Below are 16,583 nucleotides of genomic sequence, written 5' to 3'. Positions count from 1 at the left end.
GCCCCTGTCCTTGCCCCTTCGCCTGGCTCTGTTCCGGTCCCTGGGCCCCTCTCCCGGCCCCGGCAAGGGCCAAGCCCATCGGCATGGCTGAGGTCTCGCCCCTGCGGCGCCCCGCCCCGACCGGCGCCTCCCGTAGCCTCGCCGTCTCCCCTTCCGGGCTGCAGGCCGCGCCGGGCGCCGGGGGAGGTTCTGCACCCCGGGGCGCCGCAGGCGATGGACAGCTTCGATTCTTCCGGCTCCGCGGCCTCCCTCGACCATCCGATCTTCCGGGAGAGCGTGCGCCGTATCCGCGGCTGGCTGGGGCCCACCGGCCTGGAGGGGGTGGAGCAGGAGGTTCTCGAACGCCTGGTGCACAGCAGCGGCGACCTGGCCCTGGCGCCGGATCTGCGTATGGGTCCGGGGGCCTGCGCTGCCGGCCTCCAGGCCCTGGCGGCCGGTGTGCCGATCCTCACCGACACGGCCATGGCCGCGGCGGCCGTGGCCCCCATGGCCCGGCGCACCTTCGCCAATCCGGTGCTGTCGGTGCTGGCCTGGGCGCCGTCGGTGGCACCATTTGGCGGCACCCGGGCGGCGGCGGGCATGGAGCGGGCGCTGGTGGAGCACCCCGGAGCGGTGGTGCTGGTGGGCAGCGCCCCCACGGCCCTGGAGCGGCTGCTGGAGCTGGTGGAGGCCGGAACGGTCGCCGCGCCGGCCCTGGTGATCGGCATGCCGGTGGGGTTCGTGGGGGTGGCCGAGAGCAAGCGCCATCTCGCCGCCAGCACCCTCCCCCAGATCCGCCTGGAGGGCAGCAAGGGCGGCGCCGGCCTGGTGGGTGCCGCCGCCAACGCCCTGCTGCGGCGGGCCTGGCTGGATCAGGCCGCTCTGGATCCGCCGCCCTGAAGCCCCACCGCCACATGGCTGTTGGCCTCGATGCGGCCCAGCACCTGGCGGGCCCGCAGCACCACCGAGGCGGGAACCCCCGCCAGCCGGGCGGCCTCGATGCCGTAGCTGCGGCTGGCGCCCCCCCGGCAGACCCGGTGCAGGAACACCAGGTCGTTGCCGGTCTCCTCCACCAGCACCTGGGCGTTGCCCACGTTGGGCAGCAGCTCGGCGAGCTCGTTGAGCTCGTGGTAGTGGGTGGCGAAGATCGTGCGGGCGCCGATGCCCTCGGCCAAGTGCTCGGCCACGGCCCAGGCGATCGAGAGGCCGTCGAAGGTGGCCGTGCCCCGGCCGATCTCATCGAGCAGCACCAGGGACCGGGGGCTGGCGTGGTGAAGGATGTTGGCGGTCTCGGCCATCTCCACCATGAAGGTGGACTGGCCGCTGGCTAGGTCGTCCACCGCCCCCACCCGGGTGAAGATGCGGTCGGCGATGCCCAGTCGGGCGGAGCGGGCCGGGATCCAGCTGCCGATCTGGGCCATCAGCTGCAGCAGGCCGCTCTGGCGCAGATAGCAGCTCTTGCCGCTGGCATTGGGGCCGGTGAGGACGATCAGGTCCGGCGCCGGGGCGCCGTCGGGGCCGGGGGCCGCCAGGTGCAGGTCGTTGGCGGTGAAGGAGGCGTCGACCAGCAGCTGTTCCACCACCGGATGGCGACCCGCCTCGATCACCAGCTCGCGCCCCTCGCTGAGCTCGGGCCGGCAGTAGCCGCCGGTGGCCGCCACCTCCGCCAGGGAGGCCAGGGCATCGAGTTCCGCCACCCGCCGGGCGGCCGCCCGCACGGGGCCCGCCGCCTCCCCCACCCGGCGGCGCAGCTCGCAGAACAGCTCGTACTCCCGCTGGCAGGCCCGGGCTCGCAGCTGCAGGATCCGGCCTTCGCGGCCCTTGAGCTCCGGGGTGACGAAGCGTTCCTCGTTGGCCAGGGTCTGGCGGCGGATCCAGTGGTCCGGAACGGCGGCGGCCCGGGCGCGGCTCACCGCCAGGAAGTAGCCGAAGGTGCGGTGGTACTGGAGGCGCAGGTTGGGGTTGCCGCTGGCCCGCCGCTCGATCGCCTCCTGCCGGGAGAGCCAGGCCTCCTGGTCGTCGAGCTGGTTGCGCAGGCCGTCGAGCACCGGATCGACCCCGTCGTGGAGCAGCCCCCCCTCGCTCAGCGACAGGGGCGGCGTGTCGATGAGGTGGTGGCGCACCTCCTCGGCCAGGGCGGCCAGTTCGGGCCAGGGACCCTTGAGGGCCGCCAGGGGACCGCTGCGGCAGGACGCCACCAGGGCCGCCAGGCGGGGCAGCCGCTCGAGGCCATCGGCCAGGGACACCAGGTCGCGGGCGGAGGCGCTGCCGGCGCCGGCCCGCCCCGCCAGCCGCTCCAGATCCCCCATGGGCCGCAGCAACCGGCGCAGCCCCAGCCGCAGGGGCCGCTGCGCCACCAGCTCGCTCACCGCCTCCTGCCGCTCCAGGATCGCGGCGCGGTCCACCAGGGGGGCCTCGATCCAGCGGCGCAGGCAGCGGCCGCCCATGGCGGTGGCGGTGCGGTCGAGGGCCCAGAGCAGGGAGCCCTGCAGGGCGCCGCCCAGCTGGGTGCGGGTGAGCTCCAGGTTGCGGCGGGTCTGGGCGTCGAGCACCAGCTGGTCGCCGGCATGCCAGAGCCGGGGCATCTCCAGCGGGATGGCCGCGGCGGCCTCCGTCGCTGTCGCCGGGGCGGGTTCGGGCGCCGGCTGAGTCGTGTCCAGGTAGGCCAGCAGGCCCCCGGCGGCCCGCAGCGCCAGGGGTGCCTCCCCCAGCCCCAGGCCATCGAGGCTGGCCAGGCGGAAGCGGCGGCGCAGCAGGGCGGCGGCTTCGGTGGCGTCGAAGGGGGTGCGGGCCAGGGCGGTGAGCCTCAGCCCCTCGGGACACCAGGGCGGCGCCTCCTCCGGGCCGGGCCACACCACCTCGGCGGGCTCCAGCTGCAGCAGCTCCTGGTGCAGGCTGCCGCTGCCCGTGCGCTCGGTCACCCGGAACTCGCCGGTGCTGACGTCGGCGACCGCCAGGCCCCAGCGGCCGGCGTGGCTGCCGTCGCCGTCGAGGACCACGGCGCAGAGCCAGTTGTTGCGGCGGGCCGCCAGCATGCCCTCCTCCAGCACCGTGCCGGGGGTCAGCACCCGGGTGATGCCACGGCGCAGCAGGGCCCCCTTGGCGGGGGTCGCCTCCAGCTGGTCGCAGAGGGCCACGCTGAGGCCGCGGCGCACCAGGTCGGCGCAGTAGCGCTCGGCGGCGTGGTGGGGGATGCCCGCCATCGGCACCCGGCCCAGGGCCTTGCCGGCGTCCTTGCCGGTGAGGGTGAGCTCCAGCAGACGCGAGAGCAGGATCGCGTCCTCGAAGAAGAATTCGTAGAAGTCGCCGAGCCGGTAGAGCAGCACCCGGTCCGGATGGGCCGCCTTCAGCTCCACGTAGTGGCGCAGCACCGGGGTGAGCGCCGCCGGGTCCACCAGGGAATGGTGGTGCCAGCGGGGCAGGTCGCCATCGGGCTCCGGGCCGGCGTCGCCGGGCGCCGCCGGTGCGCCGTTGTGGTCGCCACCGCTCGGGTCACCGGCCTGCTCGCCGTCGGACTCGGGGGCGGAGGCGGCCGGGGCCGACGCAGGCCGCTGGCGGCGGGGGCGGGGCCGGGCGCTGGCATCGGCCAGCAGGGCCTGGTCGTCCGGGGCGCCCTCGTCGGCATCTGACGCCGACACCGACGCCGGCAAGGGAGAGGCCACCGGCTCGGGTGCGCCCCCGAACAGGTCCCCCTGCAGGGCCGGATCGTCCGCGAGCGAGAGCTGCTGCTGGACTTCCCTGGCCATGGGTGCGCCGTCAGGAGCGTCCCGATCGTAGGGGGACCGGGCCGGGGGGCTGGCCGGGTCGGCCCTGGTGCTGCTCAACTGGAGCATGAGCTTGTTCGTGGTCTGACCCCTTGACGGTTTTCGAAGGTCGCTTCACCGATGTCGCCGGTCTGCGGATCGGTCTGGTGATCGCCCGCTTCAACGATCTGGTGACCGGCAAGCTGCTCAGCGGCTGCCTGGATTCCCTCTCCCGCCACGGCATCGACGTCAGCCCCGAGAGCACCCAGCTCGACGTGGCCTGGGTGCCGGGCAGCTTCGAGATCCCCCTGGTGGCCCAGCGGCTCGCCGCCAGCGGCCGCTACCAGGTGGTCATCACGCTGGGGGCCGTGATCCGGGGCGACACCCCCCACTTCGATGTGGTGGTGGCCGAGGTGAGCAAAGGCGTGGCCGCCGTGGCCCGCGACACCGGTGTGCCGGTGATCTTCGGGGTGCTCACCACCGACACCCTGCAGCAGGCGCTGGAGCGGGCCGGCATCAAGAGCAACCTGGGCTGGAGCTACGGCCTCCAGGCCCTGGAGATGGGCAGCCTGATGGCTGCGCTGCCGCAGCCGACGCCATGAACCGCAAGGGACTGATCCTGGCGGGGGGCAGCGGCACGCGCCTGGCCCCCCTCACCACCGCCGTCAGCAAGCAGCTGGTGCCGGTGTACGACAAGCCGATGATCTACTACCCGCTCAGCACCCTGATGCTGGCGGGCATCCGCGAGGTGCTGGTGATCACCACCCCCACCGACCAGCCGGCCTTCGAGCGGTTGCTGGGGGACGGATCCGGCTGGGGCATGGAGATCCGCTATGCGGTGCAGCCGAGCCCTGATGGGCTGGCCCAGGCGTTCCTGATCGGCGCCGAGTTCCTCGACGGCGCACCGGCGGCTCTGGTGCTCGGGGACAACCTGTTCCACGGCCACGACCTGATCCCCCAGCTGCAGGGGGCCAACGGCGAGCGGCCCGGGGCCACGGTGTTCGCCTACCCGGTGAGCGATCCGGAGCGCTACGGGGTGGTGGAGTTCAGCGGCGATGGCCGGGTGCTGAGCATCGAGGAGAAGCCGCCCCAGCCGCGCAGCCGCTATGCGGTCACGGGCCTGTACTTCTACGACCACACCGTGGTGGAGCGGGCCCGCCGGGTGCGTCCCTCGCCGCGGGGCGAGCTGGAGATCACCGACCTCAACCAGCTCTACCTCGATGAAGGCCTGCTGCGGGTGGAGCTGATGGGCCGCGGCATGGCCTGGCTGGACACCGGCACCCCCGACTCCCTGCACGAGGCCGCCAGCTACATCCGCACCCTCGAGAAGCGCCAGGGCCTCAAGGTGGGCTGCCCGGAGGAGGTGGCCTGGCGCCTGGGCTGGATCGACCACGGCCAGCTGGAGCGGCTGGCCCTGCCCCTGAAGAAATCCGGCTACGGCGACTACCTGCTGCGCCTGCTGCAGGAGGCCGCCAGCGACCACCAGGCCCTGGAGCCCCAACGATGAACGTTCAGTTCCTGGCCATCGACGGCCCCCTGCTGCTCACCCCGGCGGTCTACGCCGATGAGCGGGGCTGGTTCAGCGAGAGCTGGAACCGGCGCCGCTTCGCCGAGGCCCTCGGCAAGGAGGACGCGGACGCCCCCGAGTTCGTGCAGGACAACCATTCACGCTCCGTGCAGGGGGTGCTGCGGGGCCTGCATTTCCAGCGGGCGCCGCACCCCCAGGGCAAGCTCGTGCGCTGCACCGTCGGGGAGGTGTTCGATGTGGCCGTCGACCTGCGCCGGGACTCCCCGACCCTGGGCCAGTGGGTGGGCGAGCGGCTCAGCGCCGACAACCAGCACCAGCTCTGGGTGCCGGTGGGCTTTGCGCACGGCTTCCTGACCCTGAGCGCAGTGGCGGAGGTGCAGTACAAGACCGCCGGCTACTGGAGCCGGGAGTGCGAGCGCTCCCTGGCCTGGAACGACCCGGCCATCGGCATCGACTGGCCCCTGGGAGAGCTGCCGGCGCCCCACCAGCCCCTGCTGGCCCCCAAGGACGCCGCCGCCCCCGGTCTGGGGGCCCTGGCGGCCGCCGGGGATCTGTTCGCGCCCGACAACGTGTGAAGGATGGCTCCGGCGGCGGGCAGGGCCCCGCGCTGCATGGCAGGATCGCCCACGCTGCCTGATCCGGCCCCGAGCCTTCCTGCCCCATGCAGATCCTCAACACCCTCACCGTTCTGGCCCTGGTGGTGATGTCCTTCGCCCTGATCGTGGCGGTGCCGGTGCTCTACGCGAGCACCGAGGACAGCGGCCGCTCCAACCGCCTGATCCTGATCGGCGGTGCCGCCTGGGTGGCCCTGGTGCTGGTCAACTGGGGCATGAGCCTGCTGGTGGTCTGAGGTCGACAGGGTGACGGCGTGACAGCCTCCCCTGATCACCCAGTCCCGCCATATGAGCGTCACTCGCATTCAGCCCAGGCGCCGCTTTTCATTCTTCGAATGGAAGGAGATCGTCGAATATCGCGATCTCCTGTATTTCCTGGCTCTTCGCGATATCAAGCTGCGCTACAAGCAGACGAGCCTCGGAGCGGTCTGGGTGATCCTGCAGCCGCTGGTGCCGGCCGTGATCTTTGCCGTGCTGTTCGGCAACTTCGCCCGACTGCCCAGCAATGGCCAGCCCTATCTGCTGATGGTGTTCACGGGCCTGATTCCCTGGGGGCTGTTCAGCAACTCGATCGGCAGGGCTGGAACCAGTCTGGTGGCCAATTCCGGCCTGCTGTCGAAGATCTATTTCCCTCGCCTGATCATTCCCCTGGCCTCGATGGGGTCGGTGGTCGTCGATGGTCTGGTCAGCCTTGGGGTCCTGGTGGTGCTGCTGGCCCTCTTCGGCGTGGGTCTGGGCTGGCATCTGCTGGCCGCCCCTTTCTTCCTGCTGGCGGCCTTCCTGATGGGCCTGGGTCTGACGTTGATCGTGGCCTCGCTGAATGTCTATCACCGTGACTTCGGCTATGCGGTGCCATTCGCTCTGCAGGCCTGGAACTATCTGACGCCGATCGTCTATTCCTCTTCGCTGATTCCTGAGCGATGGCAGTTTCTGTATTCCCTCAATCCAACGGTCGGACTGATTGAAGGATTCCGCTGGTCGGTGCTGGGTGGGGTGCCGATCACCGTCACCATGATGGCGAGCATGGTGTCCGGCCTTGTCGCTTCTCTGGTGATCGGCATGGCCGTGTTCCAGAAGATCGAAAGGGGCTTTGCCGATATCGTATGACTTCGACTTCAGATATCGCCGTCACGGTCCGCTCCCTGGGTAAGTCGTACAGGATTGATCATCTGGGCGCGGTGGAACCTTCCGAGGCCGCCAAGGGCGGCTCGCGGGGCCGCTGGCCTTGGCAAGCCAAGGGGCCACGCCAGCGGATGAGCAGTGAGATCTTCTGGGCCCTGCGGGATGTGGATTTCGAGGTCCCCCGCGGCAAGGTGTTCGGGGTGATCGGCAGGAACGGGGCGGGCAAGAGCACCCTGCTGAAGATCCTGTCACGGATCACCGAGCCCACCACCGGCATGGCCGAGATCCGCGGCCGGGTGGGCTCCCTGCTGGAGGTGGGCACCGGCTTTCACCCCGAGCTGAGCGGCCGGGAGAATATCTACCTCAACGGCACGCTGCTGGGCATGCGGCGACGGCAAATTGACCGGGTCTTCGATGAGATCGTTGATTTCGCCGAGGTGCATCGCTTCATTGATACCCCGGTAAAGCGCTATTCCAGTGGCATGTATGTGCGTCTGGCCTTTGCCGTCGCCGCCCACCTGGAGCCGGACATTCTGATCATCGATGAAGTGCTGGCCGTGGGTGATCTTCAGTTTCAAAAGAAGTGCCTCGGCAAGATGAAGGATGTCACCGGGCAGGGGCGAACGGTTCTCTTTGTCAGCCACAGCCTCAGCACGGTCAACAGTCTCTGCGATTCGTGCATGTTGCTGGAGAATGGCAGGGTCACCCAGATTGGCCCCACGGAGTCCGTGACGGCCTCCTATTTCGCCAGCAGCGAGGAGACGGCAAGTTCTGTACTGGACCTCACGGCTGATCCACTTGGAGACGCTTGTTGTCGCATGCTTGGCGCCAGGCTGGTGGACCGGACCGGGAACGAACTCAGCTTTGTCTATATCGATCGCGAGTTTGGTCTGGAAATGACGTACGAACTTCTTGAGCCATCGACCGCACCTGTCATTCCCAACATTCACTTCTTTATCGGGGGGCAATGTGCGTTCGTAACGAGTCCTCGCCAGCCGTCGCCTCAAGCCCCTGGAAGACACCGGGTGACTGTCTGGCTGCCAGAGCGATTTCTCAATGAAGGTACATATTCAGTGAATTTTGCGGCGACAACGGCTATGCCTCTCTGTATCCATTTCCACGTTCAAGATAAGTTCTGCTTTCAGGTGATCGAAGACTTGCACGATGAGTCTCGGCATGGCGCTGTCAATCTCGTGCCAGGGGCTGTCAGGCCTCAGCTGAACTGGAGCATGAGTTGATGGCTCCTGTCTGGCACCCGGGCAGATGTCATGGGAGAATGGAGTTCTGACGTGGATCGGATTTCGATGCGTTCGCTGGCTGCCAGGATCCGGAGGAAGTTGGGTCGTATCGCCGCAGCGTCGGCCAGTCGTCCTCCGTCCTCCAGGAGACAGGCCATCGAGCGGGTCCAGAAAAGTCCAGGCCGCTTGGTGCCCTGGCTTGATCTCATCGGGATTGTCAAGGCTGACTTTTCCGACAGCCTGCGAGAACAGGTTCTTTCCCATGATCTCAACCGCAGCGGCGTGATTCTTTGTTTCCAGGAGGAGCTTCAGAATCGAATGGCTGCTGATCTTCTGCAGGCTTCCGGGCGGCTGGATCAGGAGGATCCGGCTTCCGTCTGCGGCGATGTGGCACTGGAGATGATTCGTCTCAAAACCATTGCCCAGTGTCGTGACGCCCATGCAGAAGGCAACTATTACCGGGACGCTGAGCCTTACATCCAGAAGCAGTGGGAGGGGGTGATCTGGCCCATCATCAAGGATCTTGACTTCACTGACGTTCTTGAGCTTGCTCCGGGCCATGGCCGCAATACAGAGCATTTACGTAGGCTGGCTGGATCGATCACGCTCATTGATGTGAATCCCAATTGCATCGAGGCCTGCAGGGAGCGGTTCGGTGAGCAGCGTGACGGCTGCAAATTCCGCTACTTCGTTACCGATGGTGATTCGCTTTCAATGGTCGATTCGAGTTCCCATTCTCTTGTCTATACCTTTGATTCCATGGTTCATTTCGATTCGTCCGTGGTGCGGGCCTATGTCCATGAGATTGCGCGCGTCCTGCGACCCGGTGGCAGTGCGTTCCTGCACCACTCCAACTACGGGATGGTGGCTCCTAACAGCGACTGGGCCCACAATCCCGGCAACCGCAGCGACATGACCGCCGAGCGGATGCGTGGGTTTGCAGAGGAGGCCGGTCTGGACGTGGCGTTTCAGCGCCTCAGTGGCATTGCCGATGGCTGGGGTCTGGAGGATCTCGACGCCTTCACCGTGCTGCGTCGGCCTGCTCTCGCCTGAGATGGCTGAGACCAGCCACCGCGCCACGGCCCTTGAGGGTGTGGTGGAGATCAGCCGCCGGCCGCATGGCGATCACCGTGGCCGCTTCCTGAATGTCTTCCGGCGAGAGGACTGGAGCCAGCTCTGGGGAGGGGATCGGCCGATCGAGCAGGTGAATCTCAGCCACAACCCAAGCCCCGGAACGCTGCGAGGCCTGCATCTCCAACGGGGGGCGCCTCCGGAGGTCCGATTGGTCACCTGCGTGGTGGGGCGTGTCTGGGACGTGGCCGTTGACCTGCGGCCGGGCTCCGCGACGCGTGGCCACTGGGTGGCGGTGGACCTCAGCGCCGAAGCCGGGAACTCACTGCTGATCCCTACGGGCTGTGCCCATGGGTTTCAGGTGCTGGAGCCTGACAGCACCTTGCTTTACCTTCACGGGGCTCCCTATCGCCCTTCGGAGGAGACCGGTGTGCGATGGGACGATCCCCAGCTCGGCATCGACTGGCCGATGCAGCCCAGGGACTTGAGTGAGCGTGACCGGTCGCTGCCCCTGCTGGAGAGCCTGCCGTGACCCACCACTGCCGACATTGCGGGACTCCACTGGAGCATGAAGTCATTGACCTCGGCCATCAGCCGCCCAGCAATGCCTATCTGTGCGAGGCCAAGCTGAGTCTGCCGGAAGTCACTTTTCCCCTGAGGGTGTATGTGTGCTCGAACTGCTGGCTCGTGCAGCTGCCCATGCATGCACCAGCTGACGCATTGTTCACAGCAGATTACGCCTACTTTTCCAGCACGTCCATCACCTGGTGTCAGCATGCGGAACGGTTCGTCAACGCGGCCGTCGATCGTCTTTCACTGGGGTCCAGCAGTCTGGTGGTGGAGGTGGCCAGCAACGACGGCTATCTGCTCCAGTATGTGAAGGCGCAAGGGATTCCCTGCCTCGGTATCGAGCCTACCCATGCCACGGCGGAGGCCGCGAGGAGCAAGGGCATCGACACGCACGAACGATTCTTCGGTGGTGATTTTGCTGCCGAGCTGGTTTCCCAGGGTTTCCGGGCCGATCTGTTGGTCGCCAACAACGTCCTCGCGCATGTCCCAGATATCAATGATTTTCTCGCGGCCATCTGCCGTGTCCTCAAGCCCTCTGGTGTGGCCTCTGTGGAGTTTCCCCACTTGTTGCGATTGCTTGACGGCAACCAGTTCGACACGATTTATCACGAGCATTACAGTTACCTGAGCCTCACGACTCTGCAGCGAATGGCGGAGGATGCCGGGCTGATGGTGCTCGACGCCGAGCAGATCACCACCCATGGCGGCAGCCTGAGGGTATGGCTTGCCCGTAGCGGAGATCCTGCGGCTGCTGCCCAGACCCCGCAGGAACGGCAGGCTGTGGAGGGGGTCCTTGCGGAGGAGTCCACAGCCGGGCTCACGTCCTTGGACGCTTACGACCGCTGCCAGAAGCGCGCCTTGGAAGCCAAGTTTGCGCTGATGGAGTATCTGCTGGCTGCCCGCCGGTCCGGCAAGCGGGTGCTTGCCTATGGTGCCGCGGCCAAGGGAAATACCCTGCTGAATTTCGCCGGGATCCGCAGCGACCTTCTGGAAGCGGTGGCCGATCTAGCCCCGAGCAAGATTGGAAAATGGCTGCCAGGAAGCCACATTCCCATCATTAATGTTAATGATCTTCTGGAGCGGCAGCCTGATGAGCTCCTTGTGCTTCCATGGAACCTGGCGGGCGAAGTGAAGGCCCAGCTCAGAGGCAGGATCGACGTACCCGTGAAGGTGGCGATTCCCATCCTCTCGGCCATCTGAGTCATGGACGACTTCTCCCTACCCAGAATTCCCTACACAAGGCCGTCGATCACGGAGCTGGAGGTGGCCTACGCCACGGATGCGGCCCGCAATGGTTGGGGTGAGCATTGCTACGACTACATCGTCCGTTTTGAAGAGGCTTTTCGTCAGCACCTCGGCGTCGGCCATGCCCTTGCTACGAGCAGCTGTACGGGGGCGCTGCACATGGGCTTGCACGCCCTTGGGATCGGCCCTGGAGACGAAGTCATCATGGCGGACACCAACTGGGTGGCCACGGCCGCGCCCATCGTCCATCTGGGGGCCCAGCCGGTCTTCGTCGACATTCTTCCCGATACCTGGTGCCTTGACCCAGATCAGGTGGAAGCGGGGATTACGGCAAGAACCAAGGCGATTGTGGCGGTTCACCTGTATGGCAACCTCTGCGCAATGGATCGTCTTCTGGAGATCGGTGAGCGCTATGGCATCCCTGTGATCGAAGATGCCGCTGAAGCGATTGGCTCCCAGTGGCATGGCAGGAGGGCAGGAAGCCTGGGCCGTTTCGGTGTTTTTTCCTTCCATGGCACCAAGACGCTGACCACCGGGGAAGGTGGCATGTTCGTCACCAACGACAGTCACCTCTACGAACAGGTGCTCACCTTGTCCAACCATGGCCGTGCCAAAGGTGAACCCAGGCAGTTCTGGCCTGAGCGGGTGGGATTCAAGTACAAGATGAGCAACATCCAGGCTGCCATAGGTTGCGCGCAACTGGAGCGAATTGATGAACTCATCAATGAGAAGCGTCAGACTTTCTCCCGCTACCACAAGCTCTTTTCATCTCTCCCTGTCAAGATGAACCCGGAGCCGCCCCACGTGGTCAATGGTTATTGGATGCCGACCATGGTTGTTGACCATTCGGTGGCCTTCGACCGGGATCAACTGCTGAAGCAGTTTCAGGAGCATGGAATTGATGGTCGTGTCTTTTTCTGGCCACTAAGTTCCACGTCTGTTCCTGGGCGAAAGGCCTCTTCCCAGCCTTTTCTTTCCGAGACAATTCATATGAGAAGTATCAATCTGCCCAGTTACTCTGGTTTTTCCCAGCAGGACGCAGAGCGTATTCATCAACTCGTGCAACAGCACCTGACGGGATAGGGGTATCCGCCAATCGCCTGTTCTGCATCTTTGTCCTCCTTATCACCGATCCTGACCCCATGACGACTGATGACCGACAGCAGTTTGAGCAGTCCAGAGAGCAAAACTGCCTGGCTTTAGGACAGGATCATGAGGCGTTCTCCCATTCGCTTGCGCTGATCACCGAACTTGATCGTTACGACTACTCCTATCTCTGGACGTGGATGGGTGTCCCGATCATCCAGATGCCAGCCGATGTCCTCGCCACACAGGAAGTGATCTGGAACAGCAAGCCCGACATCATTATCGAGACCGGAGTCGCCAGGGGTGGATCGGTCCTGTTCATGGCCTCAATCCTGGAGATTCTTGGCAATGGCAGGGTCATCGGAGTGGATATCGACATTCGACCGCACAATCGCGAGGCGATTCAGAGCCACCCATTGGCCCACAGGGTGGATCTGGTCGAGGGGGGCTCGGTTGACATCCCAACCCTTGAGCAGGTCCGTCGTCTGATCCCTGAAGGGGCCAGCGTGATGGTGGTTCTCGACAGTGACCACAGCCGCCAGCATGTTCTTGAGGAGTGCCGCGCCTATGGACCGTTGGTGACCAAGGGATGCTATCTGGTGGTTGCCGATACCTTGGTGGGCCATGTGGAGGAGGACCAGGCGCCGAAGAAGCGCTCCAAGATCTGGTACAAGGGAGACGAACCTCTGTCGGCCTTACGGGACTACCTGCAGGAGCAGGATCGCTTCGAGCCGGATCCGGTCCTGAATGGAAAGCTCGTCCTTTCCTCATCCCCCGGTGGCTACTTGCGCTGCCGATCATGACCCTTCAATTGCGTCGGTATATCCCCCACGCCGATGAAGAGGTCCTCAGGGAGCTGCGCACGGACATCCCCTTGCAGCATCGACTTCTGGCCCATCCTGACCCTGAGGCGACGGTCGATGTCCAGGCCTGGGTCAGCCGAAGAGAAACCATGGGCTGGTTTCGGGTGATCGAGCTGGATGGCCGTAGCACCGCGGGCTTTGTGCAATTGACTGACCTCCATGGTCTGGATCGGTACGCCTGGGTGGGCATTGCCCTGCATCCCCGTTGGCAAGGATCTGGCTGGGGCCGCCGCGCCATGGTGGCCTTGGCGGAAGAGTCGAGAGTCCATTTGGGCCTTCGCAAGCTGATGCTGCAGGTGAGGTCGGATAATCAGATCGCCTTACACCTTTACGCCTCGATTGGGTATCGGATGGTTGGCCATCTCAAGCAGCATTATTTTGATGGTATTCATTATCATGATGTCACGATGATGGAGTCTCTTCTGGAGGCACGATGACTACGGTTGTCATCAGTCAGCCGATGTATTTCCCCTGGGTCGGCTTCATGGCCCAGATGGCTTTGGCGGATGTTCTGATCTGGCTGGATGATGCTCAGTTCTCCAAGGGCTCATTTACGAATCGAGTGCAGGTCAGATATGGTCAGACGACCAAGTGGATGACAATCCCTTTGGTGCGTGGCGCATCGTTTCCACGGATCATGGATCTGGGGCTGCCGGGGGAGGAGTTGTTTCTGGCCCATCGCGCCCTGTTGTCACAGAGCTTGCGGGCCCGACCCTATCGGCAGCAGGCCCTCAAGTTGTTCGATGAGGCGATGGTCTCCAGTTCCATGGTTGGTCGGCTGATTGCCAGCGCTGAGATGCCCGCCGAGCGTTGGGGAGTTTTGCCAGCCAGGAGGATGAGGTCCTCAGCCATGGGTGTGGAAGGTACCTCCTGGAACCGTGTGCTCAGCTTGGTGCAGGCGGTTGGAGGAACCCGTTACGTTACGGCTCATGGAGCCGCTGCTTACCTTTGCCATAAGGCTTTTGAGGCTGCGTCCATTGGCGTGGAGTATATGGTTTATGATCCAGTTCCGTGGGATCAAGGTGATGCCTTCTTTACACCTTACGTTGCCAATCTCGACCTCTATTCCTCCGTTGATCCCTCGATTGCCTTGCAGCATCTACGCCCAGCCACTGTCGGTTGGAGAGAGCATCTAAGGAGATTGGAATGTCGTTAGTCACGGACCTGGAGAGAGACGCTTTTCGGGATAGCGGAATTCTGCTCCTCAAGGGCTTCTACGATCAATCAACTCAAGTCGCCCCGATCCTTGAAGGAATCAGAGCCATTATTGAACTCTTGTGTATCAAGTATCAGGTTGAAGCCCCCACGCAGACTGCTGATCTCGCCATGACTGAGGGGTTCATGGCCCTGATTCGGCGTGATCGTGCCTACGGGGGAGAAGTGTATGACGCGGTAAAGCAGATCCCGGAGTTCATGCAGCTTGTCAGTGATATGCGGAATTCATGCTTGTTTCGTGAGCTTCGCTCAGGATCCATACCCGGACTGGCTGCTGGCGGCTATGGCATCCGCATCGATTGTCCCGGTGAGGCCACCTTCCGTGCTCCATGGCATCAGGAGTTTCCTGCCCAGTTGCGCAGCCTTGATGGCATTGTCTATTGGACACCCCTTGTCTCGATCCGACCATCGCTTGGCCCCGTAGAGGTCTGTGTCGGATCCCATCGTGAAGGCATCGTTCCCGTCCAAACAGCATTGGATTCTGCTCAGCAGGGGGCCTATGCCCTTCGCCTTGTCGGGGAGGCGGAGCGGCTGGCAAAGTACCAGCATCAATCTCCACTTACAGAGCCCGGAGACCTGCTGCTGATGGACTTTCTCACACTGCATCAGTCTGGAGAGAATGTCGACGCCTATCCTCGCTGGTCGATCCAATTCCGTTACTTCAACTTTGTGAATCCGTTGGGTGTGAAGATCAGCTGGAAGGGCTCCTTTGCAGGTGGTCAAGACTTCCGTGCTATTCTTGATCAAGCAGAAGTCGCGATCTGAAAGCAATATGATGATCCGGTGTCGTATTTGTGGCGCAACTCTCTCGCCCCCTGACTACTCTGCTGCTGCGCCAGCGATTACTTCTATCTCCACACATCTTGCGATTCCCACCCAGACCCATATCTGTCGAAACTGTGGGCATGGGCAATCTCCAGACTTGCCAAAGATCCAAGAATTCTATGATACGCAGTATCGTATCTCGCTGCAATCGGATCAACACGACCAACTCTATGAGGTCCGTGATGGCCAGCCTGTCTTTCGTACACAGCGGCAAGCCGAGATGCTGGCGGCCATTGGTCTGCCCCTGAACGCACGGGTACTCGATTTTGGTGCCGCAAAGGGAACAACTCTGCGGACCTTCCTGGAGTCAAGGCCTGATCTGCGTCCCTCCATCTTTGATGTCAGTGATGATTACGTTGGCTTCTGGCAGGGTTGGGTCCCCGCGACCGAACAGGTAACCCATCGTCTTCCTGCAGACTGGCAAGGTCGCTTCGACCTCGTCACGGCCCATTTTGTGCTTGAGCATGTTGTCGATCCCATCGGAACACTGAAGTGTCTTGCTGAATTGTTGGCTCCTGGTGGCAAGGTGTTTTTCACGGTTCCCGATCCTCTGAGCAACACGGGTGACTTTCTGGTGGTGGATCATGTCAACCATTTCACGTCCTCGAGCCTGATGAGGACATGTGAGCTTGCTGGTCTTGTCGCGCATACGCTCTCCCGTGAGCTGTTCCGTGGTGCCTACGTTGTCATTGCGGAGCGGGCGGTGGTTTCTGCCTCGTCCAGTGGTGGTCCACAGACTGATATTGGTTCAGACATCACTCAAGCCATTGATGCTCTGGCTTTCTGGTCGAAGGCTCTGGGTTCCCTTGACGCTGATCAGCACGTTGAGGCACATGTACCGACAGCGATTTATGGTGCTGGCTTTTACGGTGCATTGATCACCTCTCGGCTTCATCAGAAACCGCTCTGTTTTCTGGATCGAAACAAGTATCTCCAAGGCCAGGACTACCTAGGTGTTGCTGTCCTTGCGCCTGAGGATTGCCCTGACTTGATTCGTAGGATCTATCCTGGCTTGAATCCACTCCATGCCAGAGCCATCCTCGCGGATGCCAATATCTGGATGCCGCCAGGCGCAACCATCTGCTATTTGACAGATGCAGAACTTAGTCCTACGTCCTCCCATGATCAAGGCGTGTAATCGCTAACCCAGCGCCGAGGGGCTAATGCATGCTTAGACATCTCGACCAACCGAGATCCTGAGGGTTTACACTCATTGCAATTGGGATCTTTCTCCATCGTGTGTATTAGTGCGTTTGCTTGATCCTGGCTCGAATCCCGTATGCATGTATTCCATTCCCGGTTCAGGTGATGACAATTCGCCAATGGTGTCCCTATTTTCTATCTGCGATTACCGAGATGCACGCTAGTCGACTGCTGCACCGCATTCTTGTCCCCGTTATCCCTAGCTCTGCACTAGGTATCTGTGGTGCTTGCCTGCCTTTTGGTTTGCTATCCCTCTCTTTTGGTTGGTCTTCAGCACGACC

17 protein-coding genes are annotated in these 16,583 nt (G+C 63.6%); 16 read left to right on the top strand and 1 reads right to left on the bottom strand.

Going from position 1 to position 16,583, the window contains the following annotated elements; genetic code table 11:
• Positions 1–213 precede the first annotated feature (213 nt).
• Entirely contained in the window at positions 214–879 is a 666-nt protein-coding gene (locus tag KBZ08_RS05035; RefSeq protein ID WP_254971850.1) for a precorrin-8X methylmutase, read from the top strand.
• On the opposite strand, the gene mutS is transcribed toward KBZ08_RS05035, so the two are convergent.
• Positions 852–3,725, bottom strand: a complete 2,874-nt coding sequence (gene mutS / locus KBZ08_RS05030) for a DNA mismatch repair protein MutS (protein ID WP_254971847.1) — start codon at positions 3,723–3,725, stop codon at positions 852–854. The two genes, KBZ08_RS05035 and mutS, sit on opposite strands and share 28 nt — an antisense overlap.
• A 110-nt stretch (positions 3,726–3,835) precedes the next feature.
• Between mutS and ribH the strand changes: the two genes are divergently transcribed.
• The 15 genes from ribH (at position 3,836) to KBZ08_RS04955 (ending at position 16,237) form a co-directional block, all read left to right on the top strand.
• On the top strand, positions 3,836–4,324 hold the full coding sequence (gene ribH / locus KBZ08_RS05025) for a 6,7-dimethyl-8-ribityllumazine synthase (protein ID WP_094584241.1): 489 nt from the start codon (positions 3,836–3,838) through the stop codon (positions 4,322–4,324).
• Entirely contained in the window at positions 4,321–5,229 is a 909-nt protein-coding gene (gene rfbA / locus KBZ08_RS05020; protein ID WP_254971845.1) for a glucose-1-phosphate thymidylyltransferase RfbA, read from the top strand. The genes ribH and rfbA overlap by 4 nt, the downstream gene beginning before the upstream one ends.
• The gene (gene rfbC / locus KBZ08_RS05015) at positions 5,226–5,825 is read left to right on the top strand and encodes a dTDP-4-dehydrorhamnose 3,5-epimerase (RefSeq protein WP_254971844.1); all 600 of its coding nucleotides are present in this window, start codon (positions 5,226–5,228) and stop codon (positions 5,823–5,825) included. Before rfbA ends, rfbC begins: the two co-directional genes overlap by 4 nt.
• A gap of 86 nt (positions 5,826–5,911) precedes the next feature.
• Positions 5,912–6,100 carry a photosystem II reaction center protein PsbZ gene (gene psbZ / locus KBZ08_RS05010; RefSeq protein WP_094584244.1) on the top strand — a complete coding sequence of 63 codons (189 nt, stop codon included), beginning with the start codon at positions 5,912–5,914 and terminating at the stop codon, positions 6,098–6,100.
• Positions 6,101–6,152: 52 nt separating this feature from the next.
• Positions 6,153–6,971 (top strand): ABC transporter permease, encoded by an 819-nt coding sequence (locus KBZ08_RS05005; RefSeq protein ID WP_254971842.1) that lies wholly within the window; start codon positions 6,153–6,155, stop codon positions 6,969–6,971.
• A 71-nt stretch (positions 6,972–7,042) separates the two neighbouring features.
• On the top strand, positions 7,043–8,224 hold the full coding sequence (locus KBZ08_RS05000) for an ABC transporter ATP-binding protein (RefSeq protein ID WP_254971840.1): 1,182 nt from the start codon (positions 7,043–7,045) through the stop codon (positions 8,222–8,224).
• Positions 8,225–8,413: 189 nt separating this feature from the next.
• Complete coding sequence (locus KBZ08_RS04995) at positions 8,414–9,277, top strand: class I SAM-dependent methyltransferase (protein WP_254972344.1); 864 nt, start codon at positions 8,414–8,416, stop codon at positions 9,275–9,277.
• A 1-nt stretch (position 9,278) separates the two neighbouring features.
• Entirely contained in the window at positions 9,279–9,827 is a 549-nt protein-coding gene (locus KBZ08_RS04990) for a dTDP-4-dehydrorhamnose 3,5-epimerase family protein (protein WP_094584248.1), read from the top strand.
• Positions 9,824–11,065, top strand: a complete 1,242-nt coding sequence (locus KBZ08_RS04985) for a class I SAM-dependent methyltransferase (RefSeq protein ID WP_254971838.1) — start codon at positions 9,824–9,826, stop codon at positions 11,063–11,065. Before KBZ08_RS04990 ends, KBZ08_RS04985 begins: the two co-directional genes overlap by 4 nt.
• A 3-nt stretch (positions 11,066–11,068) precedes the next feature.
• On the top strand, positions 11,069–12,193 hold the full coding sequence (locus KBZ08_RS04980; RefSeq protein ID WP_254971836.1) for a DegT/DnrJ/EryC1/StrS aminotransferase family protein: 1,125 nt from the start codon (positions 11,069–11,071) through the stop codon (positions 12,191–12,193).
• Between the two features lie 59 nt (positions 12,194–12,252).
• Positions 12,253–12,999 carry a cephalosporin hydroxylase family protein gene (locus KBZ08_RS04975; RefSeq protein WP_254971834.1) on the top strand — a complete coding sequence of 249 codons (747 nt, stop codon included), beginning with the start codon at positions 12,253–12,255 and terminating at the stop codon, positions 12,997–12,999.
• Complete coding sequence (locus KBZ08_RS04970; protein WP_254971832.1) at positions 12,996–13,496, top strand: GNAT family N-acetyltransferase; 501 nt, start codon at positions 12,996–12,998, stop codon at positions 13,494–13,496. The genes KBZ08_RS04975 and KBZ08_RS04970 overlap by 4 nt, the downstream gene beginning before the upstream one ends.
• Positions 13,493–14,215, top strand: coding sequence for a WbqC family protein (locus tag KBZ08_RS04965; RefSeq protein ID WP_254971831.1), 723 nt, complete (start codon positions 13,493–13,495; stop codon positions 14,213–14,215). The genes KBZ08_RS04970 and KBZ08_RS04965 overlap by 4 nt, the downstream gene beginning before the upstream one ends.
• A complete protein-coding gene (locus KBZ08_RS04960; RefSeq protein WP_106222050.1) occupies positions 14,206–15,039 on the top strand; it encodes a phytanoyl-CoA dioxygenase family protein in 834 nt (277 codons plus the stop codon). Before KBZ08_RS04965 ends, KBZ08_RS04960 begins: the two co-directional genes overlap by 10 nt.
• Positions 15,005–16,237, top strand: a complete 1,233-nt coding sequence (locus KBZ08_RS04955; protein ID WP_254971830.1) for a methyltransferase domain-containing protein — start codon at positions 15,005–15,007, stop codon at positions 16,235–16,237. The genes KBZ08_RS04960 and KBZ08_RS04955 overlap by 35 nt, the downstream gene beginning before the upstream one ends.
• Positions 16,238–16,583: the final 346 nt, after the last annotated feature.

Origin of the sequence: Cyanobium sp. Candia 9D4 (genome assembly GCF_024346155.1) — a bacterium.
Lineage (GTDB): Bacteria > Cyanobacteriota > Cyanobacteriia > PCC-6307 > Cyanobiaceae > Cyanobium > Cyanobium minutissimum.
The sequence above is the reverse complement of the archived record's forward strand: the minus strand, read 5'-3'. Positions and strand labels throughout refer to the sequence as shown.

Coding starts and splice junctions, on each gene's coding strand:
- KBZ08_RS05035 (WP_254971850.1), top strand. CDS start 214: ATGGACAGCTTCGATTCTTCCGGCTCCGCGGCCTCCCTCGACCATCCG.
- mutS (WP_254971847.1), bottom strand. CDS start 3,725: ATGGCCAGGGAAGTCCAGCAGCAGCTCTCGCTCGCGGACGATCCGGCC.
- rfbA (WP_254971845.1), top strand. CDS start 4,321: ATGAACCGCAAGGGACTGATCCTGGCGGGGGGCAGCGGCACGCGCCTG.
- rfbC (WP_254971844.1), top strand. CDS start 5,226: ATGAACGTTCAGTTCCTGGCCATCGACGGCCCCCTGCTGCTCACCCCG.
- psbZ (WP_094584244.1), top strand. CDS start 5,912: ATGCAGATCCTCAACACCCTCACCGTTCTGGCCCTGGTGGTGATGTCC.
- KBZ08_RS05005 (WP_254971842.1), top strand. CDS start 6,153: ATGAGCGTCACTCGCATTCAGCCCAGGCGCCGCTTTTCATTCTTCGAA.
- KBZ08_RS04990 (WP_094584248.1), top strand. CDS start 9,279: ATGGCTGAGACCAGCCACCGCGCCACGGCCCTTGAGGGTGTGGTGGAG.
- KBZ08_RS04980 (WP_254971836.1), top strand. CDS start 11,069: ATGGACGACTTCTCCCTACCCAGAATTCCCTACACAAGGCCGTCGATC.
- KBZ08_RS04975 (WP_254971834.1), top strand. CDS start 12,253: ATGACGACTGATGACCGACAGCAGTTTGAGCAGTCCAGAGAGCAAAAC.
- KBZ08_RS04970 (WP_254971832.1), top strand. CDS start 12,996: ATGACCCTTCAATTGCGTCGGTATATCCCCCACGCCGATGAAGAGGTC.
- KBZ08_RS04965 (WP_254971831.1), top strand. CDS start 13,493: ATGACTACGGTTGTCATCAGTCAGCCGATGTATTTCCCCTGGGTCGGC.
- KBZ08_RS04960 (WP_106222050.1), top strand. CDS start 14,206: ATGTCGTTAGTCACGGACCTGGAGAGAGACGCTTTTCGGGATAGCGGA.